This window comes from Brevibacillus sp. NRRL NRS-603 (genome assembly GCF_003013445.1).
In the GTDB taxonomy this organism is placed as follows: domain Bacteria; phylum Bacillota; class Bacilli; order Brevibacillales; family Brevibacillaceae; genus Brevibacillus; species Brevibacillus formosus.
In genome coordinates, this window is record NZ_PXZN01000013.1 from 96,813 (window position 1) to 119,648 (window position 22,836).

General features: G+C 45.9%; 21 protein-coding genes. 15 read left to right on the forward strand and 6 right to left on the reverse strand.

What is annotated here, in order from left to right:
- Positions 1 to 232: 232 nt before the first annotated feature.
- A complete protein-coding gene (locus C7R94_RS12355) occupies positions 233 to 433 on the forward strand; it encodes a hypothetical protein (protein WP_106781501.1) in 201 nt (66 codons plus the stop codon).
- 649 nt (positions 434 to 1,082) lie between these two features.
- On the opposite strand, the gene C7R94_RS12360 is transcribed toward C7R94_RS12355, so the two are convergent.
- The 5 genes from C7R94_RS12360 to C7R94_RS12385 all read right to left on the reverse strand — a co-directional run bounded on the left by C7R94_RS12360 (position 1,083) and on the right by C7R94_RS12385 (position 5,480).
- The gene (locus C7R94_RS12360) at positions 1,083 to 1,481 is read right to left on the reverse strand and encodes a hypothetical protein (protein WP_106781503.1); all 399 of its coding nucleotides are present in this window, start codon (positions 1,479 to 1,481) and stop codon (positions 1,083 to 1,085) included.
- Positions 1,482 to 2,052: 571 nt separating this feature from the next.
- Positions 2,053 to 2,574 carry a M23 family metallopeptidase gene (locus C7R94_RS12365; protein ID WP_106781505.1) on the reverse strand — a complete coding sequence of 174 codons (522 nt, stop codon included), beginning with the start codon at positions 2,572 to 2,574 and terminating at the stop codon, positions 2,053 to 2,055.
- A 284-nt stretch (positions 2,575 to 2,858) separates the two neighbouring features.
- Entirely contained in the window at positions 2,859 to 3,095 is a 237-nt protein-coding gene (locus C7R94_RS12370) for a hypothetical protein (protein ID WP_106781508.1), read from the reverse strand.
- Between the two features lie 510 nt (positions 3,096 to 3,605).
- Positions 3,606 to 4,154 carry a hypothetical protein gene (locus tag C7R94_RS12380; protein ID WP_106781513.1) on the reverse strand — a complete coding sequence of 183 codons (549 nt, stop codon included), beginning with the start codon at positions 4,152 to 4,154 and terminating at the stop codon, positions 3,606 to 3,608.
- Positions 4,155 to 4,961: 807 nt separating this feature from the next.
- Positions 4,962 to 5,480, reverse strand: coding sequence for a hypothetical protein (locus C7R94_RS12385; protein WP_106781515.1), 519 nt, complete (start codon positions 5,478 to 5,480; stop codon positions 4,962 to 4,964).
- 438 nt (positions 5,481 to 5,918) lie between these two features.
- Between C7R94_RS12385 and C7R94_RS12390 the strand changes: the two genes are divergently transcribed.
- Positions 5,919 to 8,108 (forward strand): glycosyl hydrolase family 18 protein, encoded by a 2,190-nt coding sequence (locus C7R94_RS12390; RefSeq protein ID WP_106781518.1) that lies wholly within the window; start codon positions 5,919 to 5,921, stop codon positions 8,106 to 8,108.
- Between the two features lie 301 nt (positions 8,109 to 8,409).
- On the opposite strand, the gene C7R94_RS12395 is transcribed toward C7R94_RS12390, so the two are convergent.
- Complete coding sequence (locus C7R94_RS12395; RefSeq protein ID WP_106781520.1) at positions 8,410 to 8,868, reverse strand: hypothetical protein; 459 nt, start codon at positions 8,866 to 8,868, stop codon at positions 8,410 to 8,412.
- Positions 8,869 to 9,045: 177 nt separating this feature from the next.
- Between C7R94_RS12395 and C7R94_RS12400 the strand changes: the two genes are divergently transcribed.
- The 13 genes from C7R94_RS12400 to C7R94_RS12460 all read left to right on the forward strand — a co-directional run bounded on the left by C7R94_RS12400 (position 9,046) and on the right by C7R94_RS12460 (position 22,789).
- Positions 9,046 to 10,251, forward strand: coding sequence for an ROK family transcriptional regulator (locus C7R94_RS12400; RefSeq protein WP_047071099.1), 1,206 nt, complete (start codon positions 9,046 to 9,048; stop codon positions 10,249 to 10,251).
- A 151-nt stretch (positions 10,252 to 10,402) separates the two neighbouring features.
- A complete protein-coding gene (locus C7R94_RS12405; protein WP_047071102.1) occupies positions 10,403 to 11,683 on the forward strand; it encodes an ABC transporter substrate-binding protein in 1,281 nt (426 codons plus the stop codon).
- A 71-nt stretch (positions 11,684 to 11,754) separates the two neighbouring features.
- Positions 11,755 to 12,714: a carbohydrate ABC transporter permease gene (locus C7R94_RS12410; protein WP_083995115.1), complete on the forward strand. Its 960-nt coding sequence runs from the start codon at positions 11,755 to 11,757 to the stop codon at positions 12,712 to 12,714.
- 30 nt (positions 12,715 to 12,744) lie between these two features.
- A complete protein-coding gene (locus C7R94_RS12415) occupies positions 12,745 to 13,587 on the forward strand; it encodes a carbohydrate ABC transporter permease (RefSeq protein ID WP_106781523.1) in 843 nt (280 codons plus the stop codon).
- 30 nt (positions 13,588 to 13,617) lie between these two features.
- Positions 13,618 to 14,607, forward strand: coding sequence for a Gfo/Idh/MocA family protein (locus C7R94_RS12420; RefSeq protein WP_106781525.1), 990 nt, complete (start codon positions 13,618 to 13,620; stop codon positions 14,605 to 14,607).
- 13 nt (positions 14,608 to 14,620) lie between these two features.
- A complete protein-coding gene (locus C7R94_RS12425; protein WP_106781528.1) occupies positions 14,621 to 15,595 on the forward strand; it encodes a Gfo/Idh/MocA family protein in 975 nt (324 codons plus the stop codon).
- A 15-nt stretch (positions 15,596 to 15,610) separates the two neighbouring features.
- Positions 15,611 to 16,585: a Gfo/Idh/MocA family protein gene (locus C7R94_RS12430; RefSeq protein WP_106781530.1), complete on the forward strand. Its 975-nt coding sequence runs from the start codon at positions 15,611 to 15,613 to the stop codon at positions 16,583 to 16,585.
- Between the two features lie 5 nt (positions 16,586 to 16,590).
- Positions 16,591 to 17,415, forward strand: a complete 825-nt coding sequence (locus C7R94_RS12435; protein ID WP_106781533.1) for a sugar phosphate isomerase/epimerase family protein — start codon at positions 16,591 to 16,593, stop codon at positions 17,413 to 17,415.
- 25 nt (positions 17,416 to 17,440) lie between these two features.
- Complete coding sequence (locus C7R94_RS12440; RefSeq protein WP_106781535.1) at positions 17,441 to 18,427, forward strand: ROK family protein; 987 nt, start codon at positions 17,441 to 17,443, stop codon at positions 18,425 to 18,427.
- Positions 18,428 to 18,581: 154 nt separating this feature from the next.
- Positions 18,582 to 19,382 carry a hypothetical protein gene (locus tag C7R94_RS12445; protein WP_106781538.1) on the forward strand — a complete coding sequence of 267 codons (801 nt, stop codon included), beginning with the start codon at positions 18,582 to 18,584 and terminating at the stop codon, positions 19,380 to 19,382.
- A gap of 124 nt (positions 19,383 to 19,506) precedes the next feature.
- A complete protein-coding gene (locus C7R94_RS12450; protein ID WP_106781540.1) occupies positions 19,507 to 20,559 on the forward strand; it encodes a hypothetical protein in 1,053 nt (350 codons plus the stop codon).
- Positions 20,560 to 20,695: 136 nt separating this feature from the next.
- Positions 20,696 to 21,610 (forward strand): cysteine synthase A, encoded by a 915-nt coding sequence (gene cysK, locus C7R94_RS12455; protein WP_106781543.1) that lies wholly within the window; start codon positions 20,696 to 20,698, stop codon positions 21,608 to 21,610.
- 15 nt (positions 21,611 to 21,625) lie between these two features.
- Positions 21,626 to 22,789, forward strand: coding sequence for an FAD-dependent monooxygenase (locus C7R94_RS12460; RefSeq protein WP_106781545.1), 1,164 nt, complete (start codon positions 21,626 to 21,628; stop codon positions 22,787 to 22,789).
- Positions 22,790 to 22,836: the final 47 nt, after the last annotated feature.

Sequence of the window (22,836 nt, forward strand, 5' to 3'; positions counted from 1 at the left end):
TCAAAGAAAGTAATAAAGGTGGATTTTTTGGTCAGGTAAATGTTGCTTTTAAATCAAGAGTTGACGGATCACGAGATTGGATCGCTGGTTTTGGAAATACTCCCGATGAAGCTTTGGAAGTGCTTTCTAAACAGCGTCTCAGAAAATGAAAGTCTGACTGAAGTGGGCTTTGAGTGGGCTGATCCACACGCTTTTAACATACTATTTCGGGAGTGTAGAAAAGGAGGGCGGTATGAACGGGACGAATCTTTGTGAAGTGTGCAATAAGCGAGAGCATACAAGGCTCTGCGATTATGAAGTCGGATCAGGAATTGTAACGAGTGTAGATTTTCAGGAACTAACGGAAACGTGTGACAAAAAAATGTGTGACGAGTGCGCAGTCGTATTTTTACTACTGAAGGGTAGCTCTTTGGCTGTTGAGAGTATTTGGTAATGAGGACTGGCGGTTACGGCCACCACATTACTTGAACCGTTAGATTGATGGGAACACAAGTTCAATTATGTTAAATAAGCAGACTCTATAAAAGAATGGTAAAGATAAATGAAACGATCCATACTGAAACACTTGTCAGGCAATACCTCCAGATACTTGAGGACTTTCGGGCAAAAAGAAAATTGGTTCCAAAACAAATTAATAAGTAAATCAGGATAACCAAATACCCTGAGGGACTAATACTTGGAGACCGGCTTCCATCAAGTGCACCACCAGTCATTATGACAAAAATTAGAACATAGACTCCTGCGATCCCAAGGAGGATGTTCAAGGCGACAGCAGATAGCTTAATCCACAAAGGTATTCACCTCGAATAAGTTGTTATTTGTTTGACGCGCTTTAATCAATATTGTTGTCTTATGCTACAAAACAAAATGCTCATTAAGTACAATAGAAGATTTATAACGGATAAAAAAAGAAAGCCGCTTGTAGGCAGCTTCAGAAGTTGAAATGCAGGTTTTATAATTTACAAGTTGCTACCCAGTAAAATTTCGGTCCTGCTGGAACAGGAGTAAGGATCAAAAGAGCGGTCATTAATATAAATGAAAAAACACTTCTCCTCGAGAAGTGTAGGAAGTGAAATTGATTACTACTCTTTTACATCAATTTCCCAATCTTCTGAGCCTATAATATTTCCTTTCTCTACAGAAAATCGAAGGGTATATTTTCCTGGTTCTTGGAAGAAAACGGTCCCTTCATATCCATCCTCATAAGGTTGCATCACTATGCTCACATTTTGGTTATTGTCAAAGTACGTTACTTTTACAAGTGCATTCCGTAACGGCCTATCATTGTAAAACAAATTGCTCGCTACATCAATTGGAGTTTTGGCTACAATTCCATTGGCAGAACCGGCTTGTAAGTTCCATTCAAATTCATTTCCTTGGGCTGGTGCTGGGTCAAGTAAGAAACTTGCTGGAATTAAAAGTGCAAATAAGAGAGGCAGAACAACTATTAAGTTTCCAGATTGAAAAAGTTTTTTGTTCAAAATGAAATACCTCCATTCAAATATTGATACTGTTCCACCTATAAGGACGAAAGTGGTGGTAATTTGTTGCTTCTCGAATAATTCGTGCGGGCAGTGATTCCTAGTGGACATAACGATTGCTAGGGCAAAAGGAAAAGCTTTTTCATAAGTATCATCTCACTTCCGGAAAATTCGGATAATAAAGTAACTCAGTTTCGAAATTTTGTAAAATATTGATCTATCAACCATTAGAATTCTTGCCTATGAGAACTTTGCACACGTTTTGTTAAAAGGGAGGGGACTACCTCAATGATGTAATAACCAATACCCTACCCAGTAAATTGCTCCGCTGATTACGACGAATGCAATGAAAAACAATATTCTTGCTCTAACCTTTTTGGGACTTGGAGAAAAGACAATTTCCGCACCGACCCACAAGAAAAGGAGCAACGCTAAGAAAACTTTAGATATTAGCAGCAATGTGAAACGCCTCCAATATATGGATAATTATACCGAATATTCAGCTTGGAGGAATGCTGGTCATAACCAATTTGAAAAAGCCACCAACCCTTGCGGTAGGTGGCTTAAATCATTATCGGGTACTTTGTGGTAAATAATCGGTAGGATTTACTAGAGTTCCTTGTTTGATAACAGAAAAATGCAACATATCTCCTGTTTCAGACGAGCCTACTTCTGCTATTTTTTGACCTTTCTTTACAGTATCTCCGGGCTTCACAAGAAATGAACCAAGGAGAATGTGACCATAGAGAGTACTGAATTCGGAATTGTGCTTGATTATTATCGTTTCTCCATAGCCTTGATTGCTACCAGCGAAAAGAACGATACCATCACTTGCTGCAAAGATAGCTGTACCTTTAGCGGTTGCATAGTCCAATCCGTTATGACCTTTTGATTCCTTGGTTTCGGGATTAATTTGCAAGCCGAAACCAGAAGAAATAACATAGGTATCATGAATGGGGGCTTCTAACGAAAAGTGTGTTTCGATCATGTTACTAGGCTGACTCGAATTATTTGCCTCCGCCGCGAAAGCTGTTGGTGTTAAAGTAACTGCTAAAGTTAATAGACTCAAAATAGCAATATTTCTGATTTTCATATTTCCTCCTACTTCATATAAAATTGGTTTCATTATGGAAGACGGGTATTATGGAAAAATGTAACTGTTATAGGAACTTTATTTTTATTTGGTTTGGAAGAAAGAGACGCACAAATCCTGAGCTGCTGCCAGCTGCTTAACATAGGAGAAATTGAGGCAATGCGCTTTTCACTTATCTATGAGACGTAGGTACCCTACGCACTAATAATTCACGTTGAATGTTCAAATGTCCACTCAGCTTCGATGTTTTGCCTTCAGGTGTAGATGCAGGCGGGTATGTTTTGTTACAAAGTCAGAACCTGAAAAGCAAGCACAAAAACTAAAAATGCACTGAGACCAAAAAAAGTGTAAGCTCTTGCTTTGTTTTTGCTCCGTGCAAATGTTCCTAAAGAAACCATGAGAATAACCAAACCAAGTGTATTTAATATTTCTAAAAAAGGAGCATCGGATATAAGTGAAGTTATTGCAATCACAATGACAATTATTGCAGTGATTTTAAACCAAAGAGGGTTCCTATTCATAAGACACACCAACTTCCTTTTTTGGTCAATTATAACATATGGATCGACATGTTGCATTGAACACAACAATCGATTTATTAAATAAGGGAGCGATCGGAATGGAATCAGTCATTGAATACATGGAAAAGCTCGGTATTGATATGGACGGCATGCACTGGAGTATCGAGGGTTACTGGATTTGCAACAGCCACGAACATCGGTATATGCACGGTAGTGGTAGTATCGTTTTAGTTTACAGGAAGCTTGTGGTCGTTCCTGCCACTGCTCCCCTATTCAAATCAATAAGTCAAAGAATTCGTAAGGGGAGGGGAACGGGATGCAAACAGGACGTGAGATCAAGTTTCGTGCGTGGGACGGTAAATTTAAGTTGCACACATCAATGAGCGCTAGGAGATCATGGACGAATACGGCGAGAGTTGGAAGCAGCCAATTTGGTCACCTGTCGAGATGCCGTAATCATGCAATTCACCGGGCTCCACGACAAGAATGCTTCAAGCTGATTAAGCACAATCAATTTTTAAAAGTAGTACGTGGTGAAACCATGATGCTATTGTAGTCATTCCGATTATCTGGGTCAGTATTCGAAAACATTACCATAAAATCCCTAACTTTATACCAAATCTCATATCTATATTTATGATTCCCGTACGTGTTTTCACCGAAAATATTAAATATCTGTTCTTTTGTTAATGATTCAAATGTTGCTTGTATGACAGTTAGACGTTCCTCTCCTTTATATTTATTAAGCATATATCTATACCCGTTTCGGTCGAAATAGCTGGTATGCAATCTTACTGAAACATAGTCTTCATCTTTTATACCAAATTTTGATTGCAGTTCTTCTTTTGTTAGATGAAAAGTGATATCACCGCCTAAATTTCCTTCATGGATGTTTTCTAGAATGTGGGAAAGAAACTCTTGAGCGTTAGATTGAGATTTGTGGGGTTTGAATCTTTCATAGGCGGTCATAGTTGTAACATCTTTCATATAGGAAAATACCGGGGTAAGAAGATACATTATTAAACCAATTACTAGTGCTATTTGTTGGATTTTATTCATGCAAGGCCTCCAGGATTATTTCACTATTTCGTTCATGAGTAGTACTTTTTCAACGAGAAAGTCTCCATTTTCGATTGTCAGCACGCGTTTTTCATTTTTATAATCCCAGCCATTTTGTAGGGCATGCTTTCCTAGTTTAGAGCATGTACCTGGCGAACAAAAATTGGCATACCAACTTATTTTCCAAGAAAATGAAATTAAAACGTAGGATGTCTTGGTTCTTGCTGGATAGATAGTAAATCTAATGCTTTCGCGGCTATGTGTTTGGTCGATTACGCAATGAAATAAAGAACCATCAACTACTACCTTTTTTACTTCCTTCGTAAACAGCTTAATAGAGTTTTCCCCCTCATAATCGGTCAGTATACCATTTGGGGTATTTTACCATACACGAAGAAAAACATGAATCTCTCAAATGCGGAGAAGAAGCGGATCGGTATCAACATATATGCTTAACCAACCCAGCCACGCTGGACGAGAAAGACAAATAGCATTCAAGAAAGATTGAGGACAAGAGAGAAGCAGAGAAGGCGCTGGTCGAAGCCCAAGCACCAAAGTGAGGGGAGCTCGATGCTGCTGATGGGACTAAAAATGGTATATGAGGAATGTTTGAAAGAATGAAATACGGAATTAAAGTTGGCGAAATATTTCCTTATGAAGAAACAAAAAGTATTGCGAGGAGTGGTCGCATTAGCTAATGAACAAATCATTACTCGTGAGAAGAGGAAGGACGCAAGAAAGGTCAAACACACCTCTTAACGCAATGTAAGAGGTGTGTCTATTATCAAGCTATGTTAAAACGTAAATTTATTTGTCTAGTAGGGAACCGTCGGGAAATGCATTCTTTAGAGAGTCAGCAAGTACAATAATTTTACTCCAATCAAAATTGTATTTGTTAAAAACAGATGCGCTTGTGATACCGCGCTTAACGACTCTTCCGTTTTCTTCATCTAAAAGGTAGACAGTTGCACTGTTTTGGAACTTTATCAGTTGAGCATTTTCACCAATGACTTGCCCATCGGGAATACTGCTAAGAGACGAATATTCCCTAATACCATCCCAACTATTAAACAATTTAAAATAAACTTCGGCACTAACAATGCCTCTTTTTTTACCATCCATGACCAAATATACAGTTGCGCTGTTAGTTTCTTTCACTCGAAAACCATTCAATAGATGTGGATCTATTACTTTTGCGTGAATTGACTGATTTGACTTTGAAGATTGAGAGGTGGCAGTCGTCTTATTTGATTCAGCATACGATGGTGTAGCCAGCAGACTAGCTAAAAGTAATGTAGCAGAAAGGCAAGACAAAGTTCGCTTCATAAAGAACAGCTCCTTATTTGTAAATTTTTTCCAATTCAATATTGAAATTCTTGGTTGACAATTGTTTTCCTTTGGATGTATTGAAGGATTTGTTACAAAAATGTGAATACTTAAATTTGGAAGAGTTGTTTTTAGGAATCTTATTCAAAAAAAATCAAAAACGAGGGAGGGGGGCAGGATGGACGGAACTGCCCAACGTGCGGGTCCAAAATGCGATCTCGTTACATTGGTGGTATTTATGAGTGTGCCTTGTCTACTCGTTCGACTTGGTGAACGAGAGATTTGAACCAGTCCACCCAACCTCCCTTTTCACCCTTGGTCGGAAGAAAGGGTTTTTTTATATTCATTTGCACCGAATTAACCTTTTATTACCATTTATGTAAGCGCATTAGCATATTGTGATTTAAGTCGCAATAAGATGGATTTGTAACAAAATCCATGAAGATCGAGAGGGATACTATGAAATTCAAGAAATGTGTTAGGAATGTGCTAATGGTAGGGGCCCTGCTTGTCACCTCCGTTTTGCCCATGGCGGCACAGGCGGCGCAAGCAGAGGAAAATCAAGCGGAGGCGACAGCGGTATCCAATTACAAAATTATTGGCTACTATCCCTCGTGGGGAGCTTATGGACGAAACTACAATGTAACGGATATCGATCCCAATAAAGTAACGCATATTAACTACGCATTTGCGGATATTTGCTGGAATGGCAGACACGGCAACCCAGATCCAACGGGGCCCAATCCACAGACTTGGGCTTGCCAGGATGAAGTAGGCAATATTAATGCTCCGAATGGTACGGTTGTCCTCGGAGATCCATGGATTGATGTGCAAAAATCCTTTCCAGGAGATACGTGGGATCAGCCGATTCGTGGAAATTTGAATCAATTGGCAAAATTAAAGCAAAAAAACCCTCAATTAAAGACATTAATATCGATCGGGGGCTGGACGTGGTCCAATCGCTTCTCGGATGTTGCAGCAGATCCGGCTGCACGGGAAGTATTTGCACAGTCCTCGGTAGATTTTATTCGGAAATATCAGATGGATGGGGTCGATCTCGATTGGGAGTACCCAGTTGAAGGCGGCTTGGCTGGAAACAGCAAACGTCCAGAAGATAAGCAAAATTATACATTGTTGCTACAGGCTGTCAGAGACAAGCTCGATGCAGCTGAGGTAACGGATGGCAAACAGTACTATTTGACGATTGCTTCTGGTGCCAGCCCAACCTATGCTGGAAATACAGAGCTTGGAAATATTGCCCGGGTTGTGGATTGGATCAATATTATGACCTACGACTTCTATGGAGCCTTCCAAAAGCAGACTGGACATAACGCGCCGTTGGCCTATGATCCGGCAGCAGGAGCAGCAGGTTTGCCAAATGCTCAAACCTTTAATGTCCAAACAGCTGTAGAGGGCCATCTTCGTGACGGGGTACCTGCCAGCAAGCTCGTTCTCGGACTTCCGTTTTACGGAAGGGGCTGGTCGGGTTGCGGAACGGCTAACAATGGGGAATATCAAAATTGCACAGGGCCTTCAACAGGAACGTGGGAAGCTGGTATGCTTGACTTCACGGATATCCAAAATAATTATGTGAACAAAAATGGCTTCACACGCCACTGGAATGACGCTGCAAAAGTGCCTTACCTCTTCAACCCAGCTTCGAAAACATATATTAGCTATGACGATGTGACTTCAATCGGGCACAAAACTACTTATATTACATCCAAAGGATTGGCAGGCGCAATGTTCTGGGAATTTAGCGGAGACCGTAACAAGGTTCTGCTAGACAAATTGAATGGCGATCTTCTGGGCGGGACAGCTCCAGTCGACAGCGTACCGCCGACAGCACCAGCTAATCTCCAATCGACTGCAAAAACAGCGACAAGTGTTAGCCTGAGTTGGGAAGCTGCTACGGACAATGTAGGAGTTACCGGCTATGAGGTATACAATGGCACTCAGCTTGCGAAAACGGTAACTGGTACAAATACGACAATTAGCGGGCTTACAGCTGGCACTACGTACCAATTCACTGTGAAAGCGAAAGATGCAGCAGGTAATTCCTCAGCAGCAAGCAATGAGGTAACGGTTACGACGGATACCATTCAGCCAGACAATCAACCTCCAAGCACACCCGCCGATCTAGTCATAACTGGGAAAACAAGCACGAGTATCAGTCTGAGCTGGGCTGCTTCTACAGACAATATCGCGGTGACGAATTACGAGGTTTACAACGGGACCGCATTAGCTATGGATGTAACGACTACGACTGCAACAGTCACAGGACTCACGCCTAACACATCGTATACCTTCTCTGTGGTAGCGAAGGACGCAGCAGGAAATTCCTCGCAGAAGAGTATCGAGGTCGTAGGAGTAACAGATGCTGGAAATCCGGGAACGCCTGCATGGGCGCCAAATGTAAACTACGCAGCTGGTGATTTGGTCAGCTATCAAGGCAAGGTATACAAATGTCTGCAACCACACACTTCTCTCGTAGGGTGGGAGCCAGCAAATGTAGCAGCTCTCTGGCAAGTTCAACAGCAAGCGGCAGGAGAAGCAGTCGATGGTTATGTAGGTGAGGAGATTTTAGAGGAAACACAAGGAAATGTAGATACCCAAGATACCCAATAAATAGAGAAGGGGCTGTCCCTCCAGACATGAAAATGACGGAGTGACAGCCCCTATTTGTTCATTTGGAAATTAAGCAAAGGCTTTTAACAGTTGGACGATTAATGGAATGAGATCTCCAATAAAAGTAAGGATCGCAATTGCAGTATTCATAGAAGCCCCTCCTTAAAATTCCAAATTCACTATTATTATATTAATGTTCATTATAGTAATCAAGAAATATTTCCCACTTATGTCGAATTGATAAAGTGGCTTATGTGAAAAAACAGATTGAGGTTCAATCATGAATGCGAGAAAATGACATCTACTCGTGAATAACTACATGATTATACGTACTCGCAATCTCCACCAGCTTGGCTTCCACATCTTCCTCATAATAAAAATGGTACGTTAGTTCATAGTAGGTAGAGCCGTTTTTCCAGATGAGAGTGGCTAATGGGCCGTTGTAACCGAACTTGGCTGTGCCATTCTTTAGCGGAGTGGTTTTCGTTTCATCGTAGCCTCCTATAAAGTCTCCAGAACTATTGGAGTCCAAGGTGAGATAGGCGCCTAAAGCGATATGCTCTTCTGGAACATAGATTAGCGTTAATACCTCGTCCTGTCGCGTCAATCCTAAATTTTCGAAGCGAGGCAACGTTTTTTGTAAAAAGGAATAGGTATGAACCGGTGAAGCGGATATGACTGGAGTAGTCGAAGCTTTAGAAGAGTCGTAGCTATTGGAGAACAGCAAGTACAGGGAGAAAAAGCTGATCAGGGATATCATACGGTCACCTCATACAAGTTTTGGCAAATGAAGTATATCAGTTTGGCAAAGGTATATGAAATATTCAATCAGAAAAAGTTGATTGAAATCTAAGAAAAAACGAAATTGACACAAAATACAAATTTCAGTATGATCACTTTATAAAGTCATTGGAAAAATAAAGGATGAACGAATACGATGCGCAGAACTGGAGATCTGAAACTAATCCAAGAGCTCAACCGCTTTATTATACTCGATACCATTCGCCAGTTTGGGCCCATCTCGCGAAGTGATATTGCCAAAAAGCAGGGCATCAGTCCAACTACAGTCACCTCGGCAGTCAATGAGCTGATCCGTGACGGCATGGTTGCAGAAGACGGAACAGGTGAGTCAAAGGGTGGACGTAAGCCGATTATGGTTCGCTTCTGTCCAGACGGGAAGTTTTTGATTGGCGTCTCTATTACGAATACTGCGATTACGATTGCCGAAATGAATTTGGAAGCGGCTACAAAGCAAAAGAAAATCTATCCGGTAAAAGCTGGGCTAGTGAGTGATCTGATCATCCAGTATGTACTGGATTCGATCGAGGACTTTCTCCAGTCGGTGGATGATGTCAGCCGTTGTCTGGGCATTTCCATCATCGCCCCAGGGATTGTTGATGCAGCGAGTGGGGTTATCCGCTTCAATTCCAAGCTGCGCTTGCATGATGTTCCATTAAAGGACATGGCAGAAGAGCGTTTTGGACTAAAAACATGGCTCGACAACGATGCCAATGCAATCGCCCTAGCAGAAAAAAACTTCGGTGGTGGACTGAATGCTGACAATCTCCTGTTTGTCACCGTAGGAGAAGGGGTTGGTTCAGGGCTTGTTGTAAACGGTTCCATATTCCGCGGAAGCCGTGGTGGAGCAGGTGAATTCGGGCATACGACAGTCGATCGAAGTGGGATGCGCTGTGACTGCGGCAACGTCGGCTGTTTGGAGAACTACGTGGCGTGGCCAGCCATTTACTCAGGCTTGCTGTCCGCCGTTACACGCGGAAAAGAAACGCTCGTCATGGATTTGGCTGACGGAGATATGACAAGAATCACATTTGATGTCTTTCGCCAAGCACTGCATCAAGGGGATCAAGTATGCCAAGACATTGTTGACGAAATCGCTTCGTACTTGTCGATCGGCATTGTGAACCTGGTGAATTTGTTCAACCCGAGCCTGATCATTCTGGGTGGAGAAATGATCCGGGACAACCAGGTGTTGTTTGAGCGCATCCAAAAACAAGTGATGGCTCAAGCGATGGGGACGATGGTCGAAGGACTGGAATTCCGTCCAACTGTATTGGGGGCTGATTTCGAGGTCAAGGCTGCTGCTGCTGTTTTGTTACAAGATGTTTTTCACTTCAGCTTGTAACATCTTTTTATATACTTTATTTCGTCATTGGAAAAAGAAAGTTTCACCATCAAAAATCGTTGAAAGGGGGCGAGTCGAAAAGGGAGGCGAGTCGTGTTTGGCCATATTTTGGGGGTAAAAGAGGAGAACGTAAATCGAGGAGGGATTTCTGATGAAGAAGTTAGTTTCGATTGCAATGGCTGCTCTCTTGGTAGCAGTGGCAGGATGTTCGGGCGGCGGGCAGAGCTCCGCACCAGCTGGAACGACTGGTAGTGCTGCTTCAGGCGAAAAGGTAACGCTCACATATGCACTGTGGGACAAAAACCAGATGCCTGCGATGGAGGAAATGGCGAAAAAGTTTAACGAAAAGAATCCGAACGTGGACATCAAGATCGAGCTAACGCCTAACAAGCAATACTGGACAAAGATGGAGGCAGCCGCAACGGGTGGCACCTTGCCGGACATTTTTTGGATTAATGGTCCACGTATCATTAAATACGCAGATAATGACATGCTCTTGCCGATTACAGATCAAATCAAGGCAGATGGCATCGATCTGAACAATTATCCGAAAGCTCTCGTTGATCTCTACACCTACGATGGACAAAACTACGCGCTACCGAAAGATTTCGACACCATTGGCCTTTGGTACAACAAGAAGCTGTTTGACGATGCAAAAGTGCCATATCCAGACGAAACCTGGGATTGGAACAAGCTAAAGGAAGTAGCAAAGCAACTGACGGATGAGAAAAAAGGCGTTTGGGGAATTGCAGCACCTCCTTATGGACAGGACGGCTTCTATAACACGATCTTTCAAAACGGTGGCTATATCATTTCGGAAGACAAGAAAACGTCCGGCTATGACAAGCCGGAAACGATCGAAGGCCTCAAGTTTTGGACAGACCTGATCAACGAAAAAGCATCACCAACAGCAGCGCAATTGTCCGAAACAGAGGCAACACAGCTGTTTGAATCAGGCAAGATCGCGATGATGTACAACGGTTCATGGATGGCATCCGCTTTTCATAAGAATGAGTATACAAAGGACAAAGTGGACGTGACGTATCTTCCAAAAGGAAAAGAGAACACAAGCGTCATCCACGGCCTGGGCAACGTGATTTCGGCTAATACCAAACATCCAAAGGAAGCATGGGAATTCGTAAAATTCCTGGGCTCGAAAGAAGGGGCAGAAATCCTGGCAAAATCGGGTGCTGCGATTCCGGCATTTAATGGAACACAGGATACATGGGTACAATCCATGCCGAACTTTAATCTGAAAATTTTTATTGATCAGGCAGCTGTAGCGAAACCATATCCGATCTCGAAGGACACGGCAAAATGGGCCAAGCTGGAAACAGAGCTTATGACCAAGGCATGGGCTGGACAAATGAGCGTAGAGGATGCTTCTAAAGAGCTCGCGCAAAAAATGAACGAAATGCTTAGCCAAGAATAAAGGTCCATGATGGATGGCTTCGCATCATGGACGAGGCCATCCTTTTTTGAAAAAGCTGATGTAAGGAGGGAATGAATGCGATGAGCAGCCAGTTGCAGCCTGAAATGCACGCCGCCGTCCAGCCAAAAACGAAAAAATCGTTGAATCGCATGAAGAGAAGTGATTGGTTCTGGGCGTATCTCATGATTGCTCCCACACTTATCGGGTTGGGTGTCTTCTACTTATGGCCGATTGTGCAAACCATTTATTTAAGCTTTACCAAATGGGGAGGATTCGGCAAGTACAAGTGGGCTGGCCTACATAATTACGAGTTGTTGTTCAAGGACCCTTACTTGTGGATCGCGCTGAAAAACACGCTGATTTATACAGTAATCGCAGTTCCAGTAGGTATCGCTATCTCCATTTTTATCGCTGTGCTGCTTAATCAGAAAATTAAGGGGATTACGATTTATCGCACCCTGTATTTCCTGCCCGTTGTGACGATGGCAGCAGCGGTGGCGATGGTGTGGAGATGGTTGTACAACGCTGATTACGGTCTGATCAATTATTTGCTGGGCTTGATAGGCATTGAGGGTCCGCGTTGGATTTCTGATCCCGCTATTGCTTTGTATGCGGTGATTATCGTTGCCGTTTGGAGCTCCATCGGATATAACATGGTGATTTTTCTGGCCGGACTGCAAGGCATCCCGAGAAGCTATTACGAAGCAGCAGAAATTGACGGCGCGGGACCAGTTCGCATGTTTTTCAAGATTACGTTGCCACTGTTGACTCCTTCGATCTTTTTCGTCAGTATCACTTCCTTGATTGGGGCTTTTCAAGTATTTGACCTGATTTATCTGATGCTCGGAAGCAAAATGGGCAATCCGGCGACTGAGCAAACGCAGACGATGGCGTACTTGTTCTTTACCAATGGGTTTGAATCAGGGAATGGTGGCTATGCGGCCGCAGTTGCCGTCGTGCTTCTGGTGATGATCCTGATCGTCACTGCTATTCAAATGAAATTGCAGAAAAAATGGGTTCACTATGATTAAGAAAAGCTGAACAGACGGGAGGGATATGGAATGAGTGTTTATACGAGTCGGAACAAAATAGGCAAGAAGTTATTGATTCATCTGCTGTTGATTGCAGGCGCTCTCGTGATGATTGCGCCATTCGTCTGGATGGTTCTCACTTCGCTCAAGTCACTAGGCGAATCGACACAGGTGCCACCGGTCATTTTGCCGACCAAGTATCAATGGGAGAATTACACCCATATTTTTGAGATGCTGCCGTTCTTGGACTTTTATTGGAATACCGTGATCACAACCGTGGCGAAGGTAGTCGGACAAGTGTTCCTTTGCTCGCTTGCGGCGTACGCATTCGCACGAATTGAATTTCCAGGACGAAACGCTTTGTTCATCCTGTTTTTGACCGTTTTGATGGTTCCAGGTCAGGTTTTTCTGCTCCCGCAATTTATGATCATGAAAGAGCTTGGCTGGCTGAATACGTTGACAGCATTGATTGTACCGGGCTTGTTCAGTGCATTCGGTACGTTTCTTCTGCGCCAGTTTTTCATGTCGCTGCCAAAAGAACTGGAAGAAGCAGCGAAGCTCGATGGCTGCAACCATTTTCAAATTTATTGGAGAATTATGCTGCCGCTGGCGAAGCCCGGCTTGATCGCACTCGCCATTTTCGTAGCATTGTGGTCTTGGAACGACCTGATGTGGCCATTGATCGTCAACAGCACGCCTGATAAAATGCCGCTCTCGGCTGGCTTGGCGTACTTGACGGGCGAGCACACCAATTTGACGAACTACCCGATTTTAATGGCGGGCTCCGTTCTTGCCATTTGGCCGATGATCATCGTCTTTATTTTCTTGCAGAAGCATTTTGTCGAGGGAATTACCCTAACTGGGTCCAAATAGTCATTTTTTGAAAAAAGGAGTGAAACCATTATGCATCATGTTCTGGTAATCGGAGCAGGAACCATGGGGACTGTTCACGCGAAATCGTATGCTGCCATGGAAGGTGTCAAACTGGTTGGGATCGTCGATATCCGCAGCGAGAGAGGAAAAGAGCTGGCAGCCGAGACAAAAACGGAATGGTTTGAGAGCTATGAAGAGGCACTAGAAAAACTGGCGCAGGTTGACATCGTAGACGTGTGTTTGCCTACGTATCTTCATAAAACCTATGTGAAAAAGGCTGCGGATGCAGGCAAGCATGTCGTTTGCGAAAAGCCGTTGGCTCGTGATAAGGAAGAAGCTCGTTTTATCGTTGATTATTGCCGGGAGAAAAACGTCAAGCTGTTTGTCGGTCACGTCCTGCGATTTTTCCCAGAGTACGAAAAGTCCCGTCAGCTAGTTAATGACGGCGCGATTGGCAACGTTGGTGTGGCACGTACATTCCGTGGCGGTATCTTCCCGACAGCGTGGAACGACTGGTACGCCGACTACAAGAACAGTGGCAGCCTTGTTTTAGATATGATCATTCACGATTTTGACTTTTTGCGTTGGTGCTTCGGGGATGTGGAGCGTGTGTACGCGAAAGGCTTGCTTGGTCGAGGTTTTGCCCGGATGGATTACGCACTGGTCACGCTTCGCTTCAAGAACGGCATGATTGCACATGTAGAAGGCTCGTGGGCACATGAAGGCTTCGCGATGAAAATGGAGCTGGCAGGCAAGGAAGGCATCATTTCCTATGACAGCTCAAAGGAAAAACCGCTTGTGGCAGTTAATCGCTCGAAGCAAGCAGGCATGAGCGGAGTCGCAGTTCCGGAGAGTCCGTTGCGTGAAAACCCGTATTTCAGAGAACTGAAGCATTTCATCGAGTGCATCGACCGTGATCTGGAGCCACTCGTGACGGCAGAAGATGCCGTGAAGGCGGTAGAAATCGCTCGTGCTGCGCTTGTGTCAATCGAAACGGGCAAACCCGTAACTTTGGTGTAGGAGGGGACTGGACATGAAACTCGGAATCATCAGTGTTGCACACATGCATGCATACAGCTACGCAAATGCGGTTGCGAAATTAGATGGGGTTCAATTGGTCGGGGTAGCAGACGAGGATGAAGTGCGCGGAAAGGCGGCGGCTGAAAAGTTTGGTGTTCCGTTCTTCGCCGATTATCATGAGCTGCTCGCAACGGATATTGATGCGGTCATCGTCACATCGGAAAACGCCAAGCACCAAGAGCATACGTTAGCGGCAGCGAAGGCTGGCAAGCACATCTTGTGCGAAAAACCGCTGGCGACTACAGCCGAAGCTGCTCAAAAGATGATTGACTTTTGCCGCGAACAAGGCGTCATTTTGCAGACGGCATTTCCAGTGCGATTCCATCCGGCTGTCGTTCGAGCGAAGCAATTGGTGGAGCAAGGCAAGGTCGGACGTATCATGGCGATTCGGGGTACGAACCGTGGACAAAATCCGGGTGGTTGGTTCGTCGATCCGGAAAAATCCGGCGGAGGTGCAGTGATCGATCACACGGTTCACGTTGTTGATTTGATGCGCTGGTTCATGGACTCTGAAGTTCGTGAGGTTTACGCGGAGATAGACAGCAAGTTTTCCGATACGCCGATTGATGATTGCGGAATTTTGACGATGGAATTTGAAAATGGGGTATTTGCTACACTCGATTGCAGCTGGTCTCGCAACAAGGCCTTCCCAACTTGGGGAGACGTGACGATGGAAATTATCGGGACAGAAGGAACGATCTCGCTCGACGCTTTTTCTCAAAAGCTGGATGTGTATTCCAATGAAAAAGGCTTGAAGTGGGTCAATTGGGGCGATGACATGGACAGTCAATTGGTCAAAGATTTCGTCACCAGCGTGCGTGAGAAGAAAGCACCGTCGATTACAGGTGAAGACGGCTTGCGAGCTGTGGAAGTAGCACTCGCCGCTTATCAATCCGCTGAACAGAAGCAACCAGTCGTATTACGCTAGGACGGTGAAGGACGCATGAGTGTACGTGTAGGCATGATCGGCGTAGGTGGAATCGGGCAGCATCATCTGAAAGGCTTGGTGGCGGACAAAAGGGTAAAGGTCGTTGCAGTGTGCGACGTGAACCAAGAGGCGGCTGCAGAGACTGCTGAGCGCATTGGTGCGCATGGCTACACCTCTTGGCGTGAGCTAGTGGAGTCAGAAAAGCTGGATGCTCTGTTTGTATGCGTCCCACCTTTTGCGCATGAAGAGATTGAGGAAACGGCGGCGGCGAAAGGGATTCATCTGTTTGTGGAAAAGCCAATTGGGCTGGACATACAGAAAGTGAGCGAAAAGCAAGAAGCGATTGAAAAAGCAGGGATTATCACCGCGACTGGCTATTGCCTGCGCTATCTCGATATCGTGCAGGAAGCGAAAGCGTACTTGGAGGGCAAGTCGATTGCACTCGTCCGCGGTCATTATTTAACTAAGTTCGTTACGACACCTTGGTGGAGGGAAATGGGCAAGTCAGGTGGACAGCTTGTCGAGCAGGCGACACATACGCTGGACATGATGCGATATTTGGCTGGAGATATCGAGAAGGTCTATGCGCAGATGGCCTTGCTCGTCTCACGTGACATTCCCAGCATCGATATTCCAGACGTGACTTCCATCAGTATGGTGTTTCAGTCAGGGGCGCTAGGACATCTGGATACGTGCTTCATCCAGCCAGATCACCGTACAAATGTAGAAATCTTGGGCAAAGATTTCCGCGTCATGATAGACGGAAAGCAATTAGCGATCATGGATGAGCAGGGAACACGTACGAAAGTGAGCACGGTGGATATGTACGTGGAGCAAGATCGGGCGTTTATCACAGCGATTGTGACAGGGGATCGCAGCTTGATTCTGTCGCCGTATGAATCAGCGAGAAAGACGCTAGAAGTAACGTTGGCAGCGAATCAATCGGCACAAGAAGGAAAGCCGGTTAGAATTTCGGGAAAAGGGGAGTGAGGCGCATGGCTTTTCAAAAGGGAATCAATGCTTGGTGCTTCCCAAAGGAAACGAGCGTGCAAGAAATGTTTCGCCAGGCGAGTGCACATGGCTATCAAGGGGTAGAACTGAATTTGGACGAGGGAGATGCTCCCTTTCATCTAGAGATGACAGAGCAGGAATTAAAGGGGCTGGCAGACGAGGCTCGTGAGCTCGGTCTGGAGCTGCCAAGCGTCTCTACTGCCCTTTTATGGAAATATCCGTTGACACACAATGAGGAAGCGATCCGCGAGCAAGGCATCCGTGTCGTCGAGAAAATGATAGAGGCGGCAAGCATTTTTGGCTCACGGACTGTCCTCGTCGTTCCTGGACTCGTGACGGCTGAGGTGTCGTATGATATGGCCTACGAGCGGGCCCGTGAAGCATTGCAGCGCTTGGCGAAAAAGGCAGAGCAGCACCAGGTATACATCGGGGTAGAAAACGTATGGAACAAATTTTTGCTCAGTCCGCTGGAGATGGCCCGCTTGATCGATGAAGTAGACAGTCCTTGGGTAGGTGCTTATTTTGATGTAGGCAACGTGTTGCAATTCGGTTTTCCTGAGCAATGGATTCGCATTTTGGGCAAGAGAATTCAAGCTATTCACGTCAAAGATTTCAAGACGACAACGGGTAACATCACAGGCTTCGTGCCGCTTCTCGCTGGGGATATCCCATGGAACCGTGTGGTGGAAGCATTGCGTGAGATCGGGTACAACGGCTACATCATCCCAGAGATCTCGCCTTACAGCCAATTTCCAGAGCAATTGATCGCCCATTCGTCCCAAGCGTTGGACGCCATTTTTCAAACGTGAATGGACAACAAGGATGTGACGGAAGATGAATCAAGACAAACCATATGCCATCGGGATTGATCTGGGTGGCACGAAGATCATAGCCGCGATCGTCGACCAGTATGGCAACATCCTCAGTCAGGCGAACGCAGCGACCCAAACAGAAGAGGCAGCTCAGGCAGTCATCTGCCGGATCGGTGATTTGGTGCAGACTGTCCTAGACGAGAGCGGCATCAATCTTTCACGCATTCGCGGGATCGGGATTGCAACTGCGGGAATCATTGATACGCAGCGCCAAATGGTCATTTTTGCGAGTAATCTAAACTGGAGCGATGTGCCGATCGGCGCGATGCTTCAGGAGCGGTTTGGTGTAGCCGTGCAATTGATCAATGATGCCAATGCAGCAGCAGTAGCAGAATGGGCGTTTGGAAGTGCGCGAGGCACGAGAGACTTGATCTATGTAACGGTCAGTACAGGAGTTGGTGCTGGCATTATTAGTGGAGGACGGCTGATTACAGGTATTGGCGATAGTGCTGGTGAGTTCGGGCACATTTCGCTTGATCCCGAAGGACCGCTGTGCGCGTGCGGGAATAGAGGCTGTCTGGAAAATTACTCGTCTGGGCTGGCTTTGGCAAGCAGGGCCAGGGAGCAGCTTCTACAGGGTGTTACAAGCTCGTTGCTAGTTGAAAATGGGAATGACCTAAGCAGGATAACGGCTAGAGAGGTCGGAGAGGCAGCGGTACGAGGAGACTTACTCAGCGTGACCTTGATGAAGGAAGCTGGTTATTATCTCGGGGTCGGACTGACCAACCTGATCCATCTGTTCAATCCGCAGGTGATCGTCATTGGTGGCGGTGTGATGAAGAACGGACAGCTGCTGCTTGCGGAAGCGAAGAACGTCATTCGCGAGCGCTCTATCTCTCGGATGGCAAACCAAGCGAGCATCCAGCTGACGACAATTGGAGCCGAAGCAGGTGTGCTCGGTGCAGCAGGCATGTATTATCCGTCCGAGCGTGAAATGGTTGAAGTATAACGGAATGATAGTACGAGAAGCCGATGTTTGGTAGACATCGGCTTTTTTCTGTTCCCTGTGCAGTACGAGTCATAGGAGCCTAGACCTAGATTCTATCTATTGGTAAAATATTGATGGAAAAATTTTCACATAGAGAGACAGACGGAGGGGTACCATGGCAGAGGCCAAAACAGCAAAAGCAGCGAAGAAGCCCGGATTTTTCAAAGAACTCCTTACTTTTTTATTGGTAATTGCCATCATCCTTGGAATTGCTAGCGGTGCTATTTTCTATTTATCTGGGAAAAACCTTGATGATCTGCTAGGTTCGAGACCCGTAGCGAAAAAGGAAACGAATCAGCCTGCACTCGTAAATCCGGTGTCTACAGGTCAGGAAGCGGGCGCAAATCAGCAGTTAAATGCTGTACCTGTTTCCTCTGAGGGAAATGGTGCAGCGGATGTGGCGATGCCAGCGGCTTATCCTGTCGATACGCCAGGCCAACATAGTAATGCAGGAGCAGCACTTCCTACTCAAAAGGGAGCACTCAAGGGGACGATTACGTGGCAGTATAATGATTTTGTTGGGACGAAGCCGGATGTGAATGCAAGGATTTACCTTATACGCACAGATTTTGATAAAAATACGATTACCGATGAAGAGGAGGTTGTATTTGCAGCGGGTTTAGCTCCAAAAAACTCTGGATTATATGTTGTAAAAGCGAATGGATATGGAAATTATGAGATTGGTAACTTGCCGGTCGGAGAATATCACATCTTAGTCGCATCAGCAAAAACCAATCGTAACACTGACCTTCCTGTGGATGGATATCCAATAACTAAATTGAAACCGTACATAAGAATGTGGGATGAATTTATATTGATGAGTTTAATGACTAACAAATATGAGGTCGCTACGATCACAATCGAAGAAAACCAAACACTTGATTTTAGCCACGATTTTGGTAATACGTATATTTAGACTTCTTTTGGCCTTTAGACTCATAGGGTTTTCCACCGCGATTCATGTATCATAAAACTATGGCACGTTTTGGCAGGGAAAACAGTTCAAACGTAATAGAATTTGTGGGTAAAGGGGTCGCAGCATGAAAGGAAAAAACAAAAGCATCATGATCGTCATGGCTCTGGTCATCGTCGCATTGTTGGGTTACGCAGGCTATCGTTTCTTTGGTCCTGTGACACTGGCGGAAGGGTATTTGTACGAAGACGATACACGCATGCTATACACGAGTGTCACAGTAAATAACGAGAAAGTAAACGTAAAAATAACAGATTCCATTGTTGAAACGGAAGACAGTATCCCTTTTCTAAAAACCGAGTCGATCTTGCTAGAGGGAACGCTGGATGGGGGGCAGCTGACCCTCAAAAATCCGGCAACTGGCCAGGATATCATCGGTACAATAAAGGGTGACGAGCTCCAATTTGACGGGCTGCTTATGGAGGAAAGTAAAGGACAGACGAGTCTTGTTGCCACAAATAAAAGCGCGTACGAAAGCAAATTGGCCATTCTAACCAAGCGCATCAACGAGGAAGCGGAAGTAAAAAAGAAAGCAGCAGCAGAACAACAAGCCAAAGAAAAAGCACGTGTCGATTTCGCGAATAAAGTAAAACAGACAGGTAAGCTGGAGGCTGATTTGATTGAAACGGCAAAGTATTTGGACGAGCTGCAATTTACGGATGAAGCGCAGTTTTCAAACGATCAAATAGCGGAGCTGCAAAGACTGTTGGAAGAGATTCGTACCTATTCGACGCAGCCAGGCTTGAGCAAGATGGAATTCGAGGTTATGCAAGGAACGCTGGGCAGTATGAAGGTGTTGGTCGATGGGATGAACACCATGGATGGCTCGATCCAGGATAAAAACAAAAACATGCAGGAAATGATCGCCATCATGGAGACCGACATGAAGGATATCCAAACGATTTGGGCGGAAATCAAAGCGAGCGTACCGGATGCCGAGAAACGGGAAAAAGCAATCAATGCGGCCATTAAGACGGCGACTGATTCCATCGCGCAGGCGAAGCAGCGCCAAGGCTCGGTAGACAAAAGCGGACAAGCAAAAGTGAAAGAAACCGCGAACGGCCTGTATCAACAAGCGGTAAATGTACTGAATCAGACAAAAGCAAAGTATGGTTTTTAGACAGGAACAGGGCTCTCATTCGAGAGCTTTTTTCCATTGGAGCACCCTTATCGTTTTCAGGTCGGAAAAATTGTATTATTCTTATAGTATTACTGAGGGATAACTTTATTAAGGCATATTTTCCAGGAGGAGTACGATGAGCGTCTACCAGAACATTACCGAATTGATTGGAAATACGCCGATTGTTCGACTGAGGCGCATGGTTCCTGAAGGAGCAGCAGAAGTTTTTGTGAAGCTGGAGAAATTCAATCCGTCCGGGAGTGTGAAGGACCGCGCTGCCTACAATCTGATTTTGACGGCGGAGCAAGCGGGACTGATTCAACCGGGGGATACGATCATAGAGCCGACGAGCGGCAATACCGGAATCGGCTTGGCGATGAATGCCGCTGCAAAAGGCTACCGCGCGATTTTGGTTATGCCTGACAATATGTCGAAGGAACGAATCAATATATTGAAAGCATATGGGGCAGAGGTTGTCTTGACACCGAGCGAGCTGAGGATGCCTGGGGCGATTGCCAAAGCGCAGGAACTGCAAAAAGAGATTCCGCGCAGCTTTATTCCTCAGCAATTCGAGAATCAGGCGAACCCGGACATCCATCGAACGACGACAGCTGAGGAAATTTTTGCGCAAACGAATGGTCGACTGGATGCATTTGTTGCCACAGCTGGGACGGGCGGAACGATTACCGGTACAGGTGAAGCCTTGCGGGAAAAGCTCCCGGAGCTGTATATCGCTGTCGTCGAACCAAAAGGCTCCCCGGTTCTGTCTGGCGGAAAGCCTGGTCCACATAAACTGGTCGGCACGAGCCCTGGTTTTGTTCCACAAATCCTCAACACAAGCATTTATAATGAAATCATACAAATCGCAGACGAAGACGCCCTGGAAAGCATGCGGCAGCTTGCGGCGTTGGAAGGGATTCTCGTCGGACCTTCATCGGGTGCTTCGGTCTTTGCTGCCATCACGATTGCCAAAAGGCTGGGAGTGGGGAAGCGGGTCGTTTGCATTGCGCCTGACACCGGGGAGCGGTATTTGAGTATGAATCTTTTCTAATTAGGAGAAAAGGCGATGAGCAACGAAAAACACGCGCTGATCATTGGCGCAGGCTTGAGCGGGCTTGCATCAGCGCTTGCCTTGAAGCAAAAGGGCTGGCAAGTGACGCTTTATGAGCAGGCACAGGAGCATAAAGGCATCGGCGCTGGAATCGTGTTGGCTGCCAATGCCATGAAGGCATTGGATAAGCTGGGAGTTGGACAGGAAGTACGCGAGCTTGGGGCAGCTGTCCGTTCAGCACGGATTCGCGACTGGAAGGGAAATTTGTTGGTTGAGCTGCCTGTCGCGGAACAAGCAGAACGGTACGGGGCTGACAGCTACTTGATTCATCGGGCTGATCTACAGCAGGCACTTTTGGCAAAAATCTCGACGCATGAATTGGTTTTAGGCAAGCAGTTCATTTCTTTTTCTCAAGAAAAGGAAAGGGTTTATGCCGCTTTTGCAGATGGGTCAAGTGCACATGGGACGATTCTGATCGGAGCGGACGGGATTCACTCCCGTGTACGAAAGAGCTTGTTCGGAGAAGAGTCGATGAGATACTCCGGGTATACGGCGATTCGCGGAATTGCTACTTACCAAGACCCTCGTTATCCACTGGAATCAGGGGGAGGCTTTGAAGCATGGGGTAAGGGAATTCGTTTCGGGTTTTCTCATATCGGCAACAATCGAATACATTGGTTTGCCGCCATCAATGCACCTGAGGGAGAAAACGACGGACCGATGGGGCGGAAGCGAGAGACGTTGTGTCGACTGGACGGCTGGTATGAACCAGTACGTGCAGTGATTGAGGCGACAGAGGATGCAGCCATCTTGCGGCATGATATTTACGACCGTGCACCACTCAGGAAATGGAGTGAGGGCCGGGTTACATTAGTAGGCGATGCGGCGCATCCGATGCTGCCGAATCTGGGGCAAGGGGCGGGTCAGGGAATGGAAGACGCACTCGTGCTGGCCAGATGCTTGGCAGATAATGACACGGACTCCGCTCACGCTTTGCGCATATATGAAGAGAAACGGAAAAAGCGGGCGAATGCGATTGTGCAAGGCTCCCGCTTGATGGGGGCAGTCACCCAATGGGAAAATCCGCTCGCCATCGCGGCTCGTCATTTCCTGCTCAAAACGATCCCTGCCCGTATTCAGAGCAGAAGACTGGACTGGATTGTCGGGCATGAGGTGTGAATACGGCGGCAGAAAAAAGGCAAGGAGCATGGGGCCCTTGCCTTTCA

Bases quoted from the DNA above. Each gene is read 5' to 3' on its own strand.
- C7R94_RS12385 (WP_106781515.1), bottom strand. From the start codon at position 5,480: ATGAAGCGAACTTTGTCTTGCCTTTCTGCTACATTACTTTTAGCTAGT.
- C7R94_RS12445 (WP_106781538.1), top strand. From the start codon at position 18,582: ATGGCAGAGGCCAAAACAGCAAAAGCAGCGAAGAAGCCCGGATTTTTC.
- C7R94_RS12355 (WP_106781501.1), top strand. From the start codon at position 233: ATGAACGGGACGAATCTTTGTGAAGTGTGCAATAAGCGAGAGCATACA.
- C7R94_RS12380 (WP_106781513.1), bottom strand. From the start codon at position 4,154: ATGAATAAAATCCAACAAATAGCACTAGTAATTGGTTTAATAATGTAT.
- C7R94_RS12415 (WP_106781523.1), top strand. From the start codon at position 12,745: ATGAGTGTTTATACGAGTCGGAACAAAATAGGCAAGAAGTTATTGATT.
- C7R94_RS12400 (WP_047071099.1), top strand. From the start codon at position 9,046: ATGCGCAGAACTGGAGATCTGAAACTAATCCAAGAGCTCAACCGCTTT.
- C7R94_RS12395 (WP_106781520.1), bottom strand. From the start codon at position 8,868: ATGATATCCCTGATCAGCTTTTTCTCCCTGTACTTGCTGTTCTCCAAT.
- cysK (WP_106781543.1), top strand. From the start codon at position 20,696: ATGAGCGTCTACCAGAACATTACCGAATTGATTGGAAATACGCCGATT.
- C7R94_RS12365 (WP_106781505.1), bottom strand. From the start codon at position 2,574: ATGAAAATCAGAAATATTGCTATTTTGAGTCTATTAACTTTAGCAGTT.
- C7R94_RS12410 (WP_083995115.1), top strand. From the start codon at position 11,755: ATGAATGCGATGAGCAGCCAGTTGCAGCCTGAAATGCACGCCGCCGTC.
- C7R94_RS12450 (WP_106781540.1), top strand. From the start codon at position 19,507: ATGAAAGGAAAAAACAAAAGCATCATGATCGTCATGGCTCTGGTCATC.
- C7R94_RS12370 (WP_106781508.1), bottom strand. From the start codon at position 3,095: ATGAATAGGAACCCTCTTTGGTTTAAAATCACTGCAATAATTGTCATT.
- C7R94_RS12460 (WP_106781545.1), top strand. From the start codon at position 21,626: ATGAGCAACGAAAAACACGCGCTGATCATTGGCGCAGGCTTGAGCGGG.
- C7R94_RS12440 (WP_106781535.1), top strand. From the start codon at position 17,441: ATGAATCAAGACAAACCATATGCCATCGGGATTGATCTGGGTGGCACG.
- C7R94_RS12435 (WP_106781533.1), top strand. From the start codon at position 16,591: ATGGCTTTTCAAAAGGGAATCAATGCTTGGTGCTTCCCAAAGGAAACG.
- C7R94_RS12430 (WP_106781530.1), top strand. From the start codon at position 15,611: ATGAGTGTACGTGTAGGCATGATCGGCGTAGGTGGAATCGGGCAGCAT.
- C7R94_RS12420 (WP_106781525.1), top strand. From the start codon at position 13,618: ATGCATCATGTTCTGGTAATCGGAGCAGGAACCATGGGGACTGTTCAC.
- C7R94_RS12390 (WP_106781518.1), top strand. From the start codon at position 5,919: ATGAAGATCGAGAGGGATACTATGAAATTCAAGAAATGTGTTAGGAAT.
- C7R94_RS12405 (WP_047071102.1), top strand. From the start codon at position 10,403: ATGAAGAAGTTAGTTTCGATTGCAATGGCTGCTCTCTTGGTAGCAGTG.
- C7R94_RS12425 (WP_106781528.1), top strand. From the start codon at position 14,621: ATGAAACTCGGAATCATCAGTGTTGCACACATGCATGCATACAGCTAC.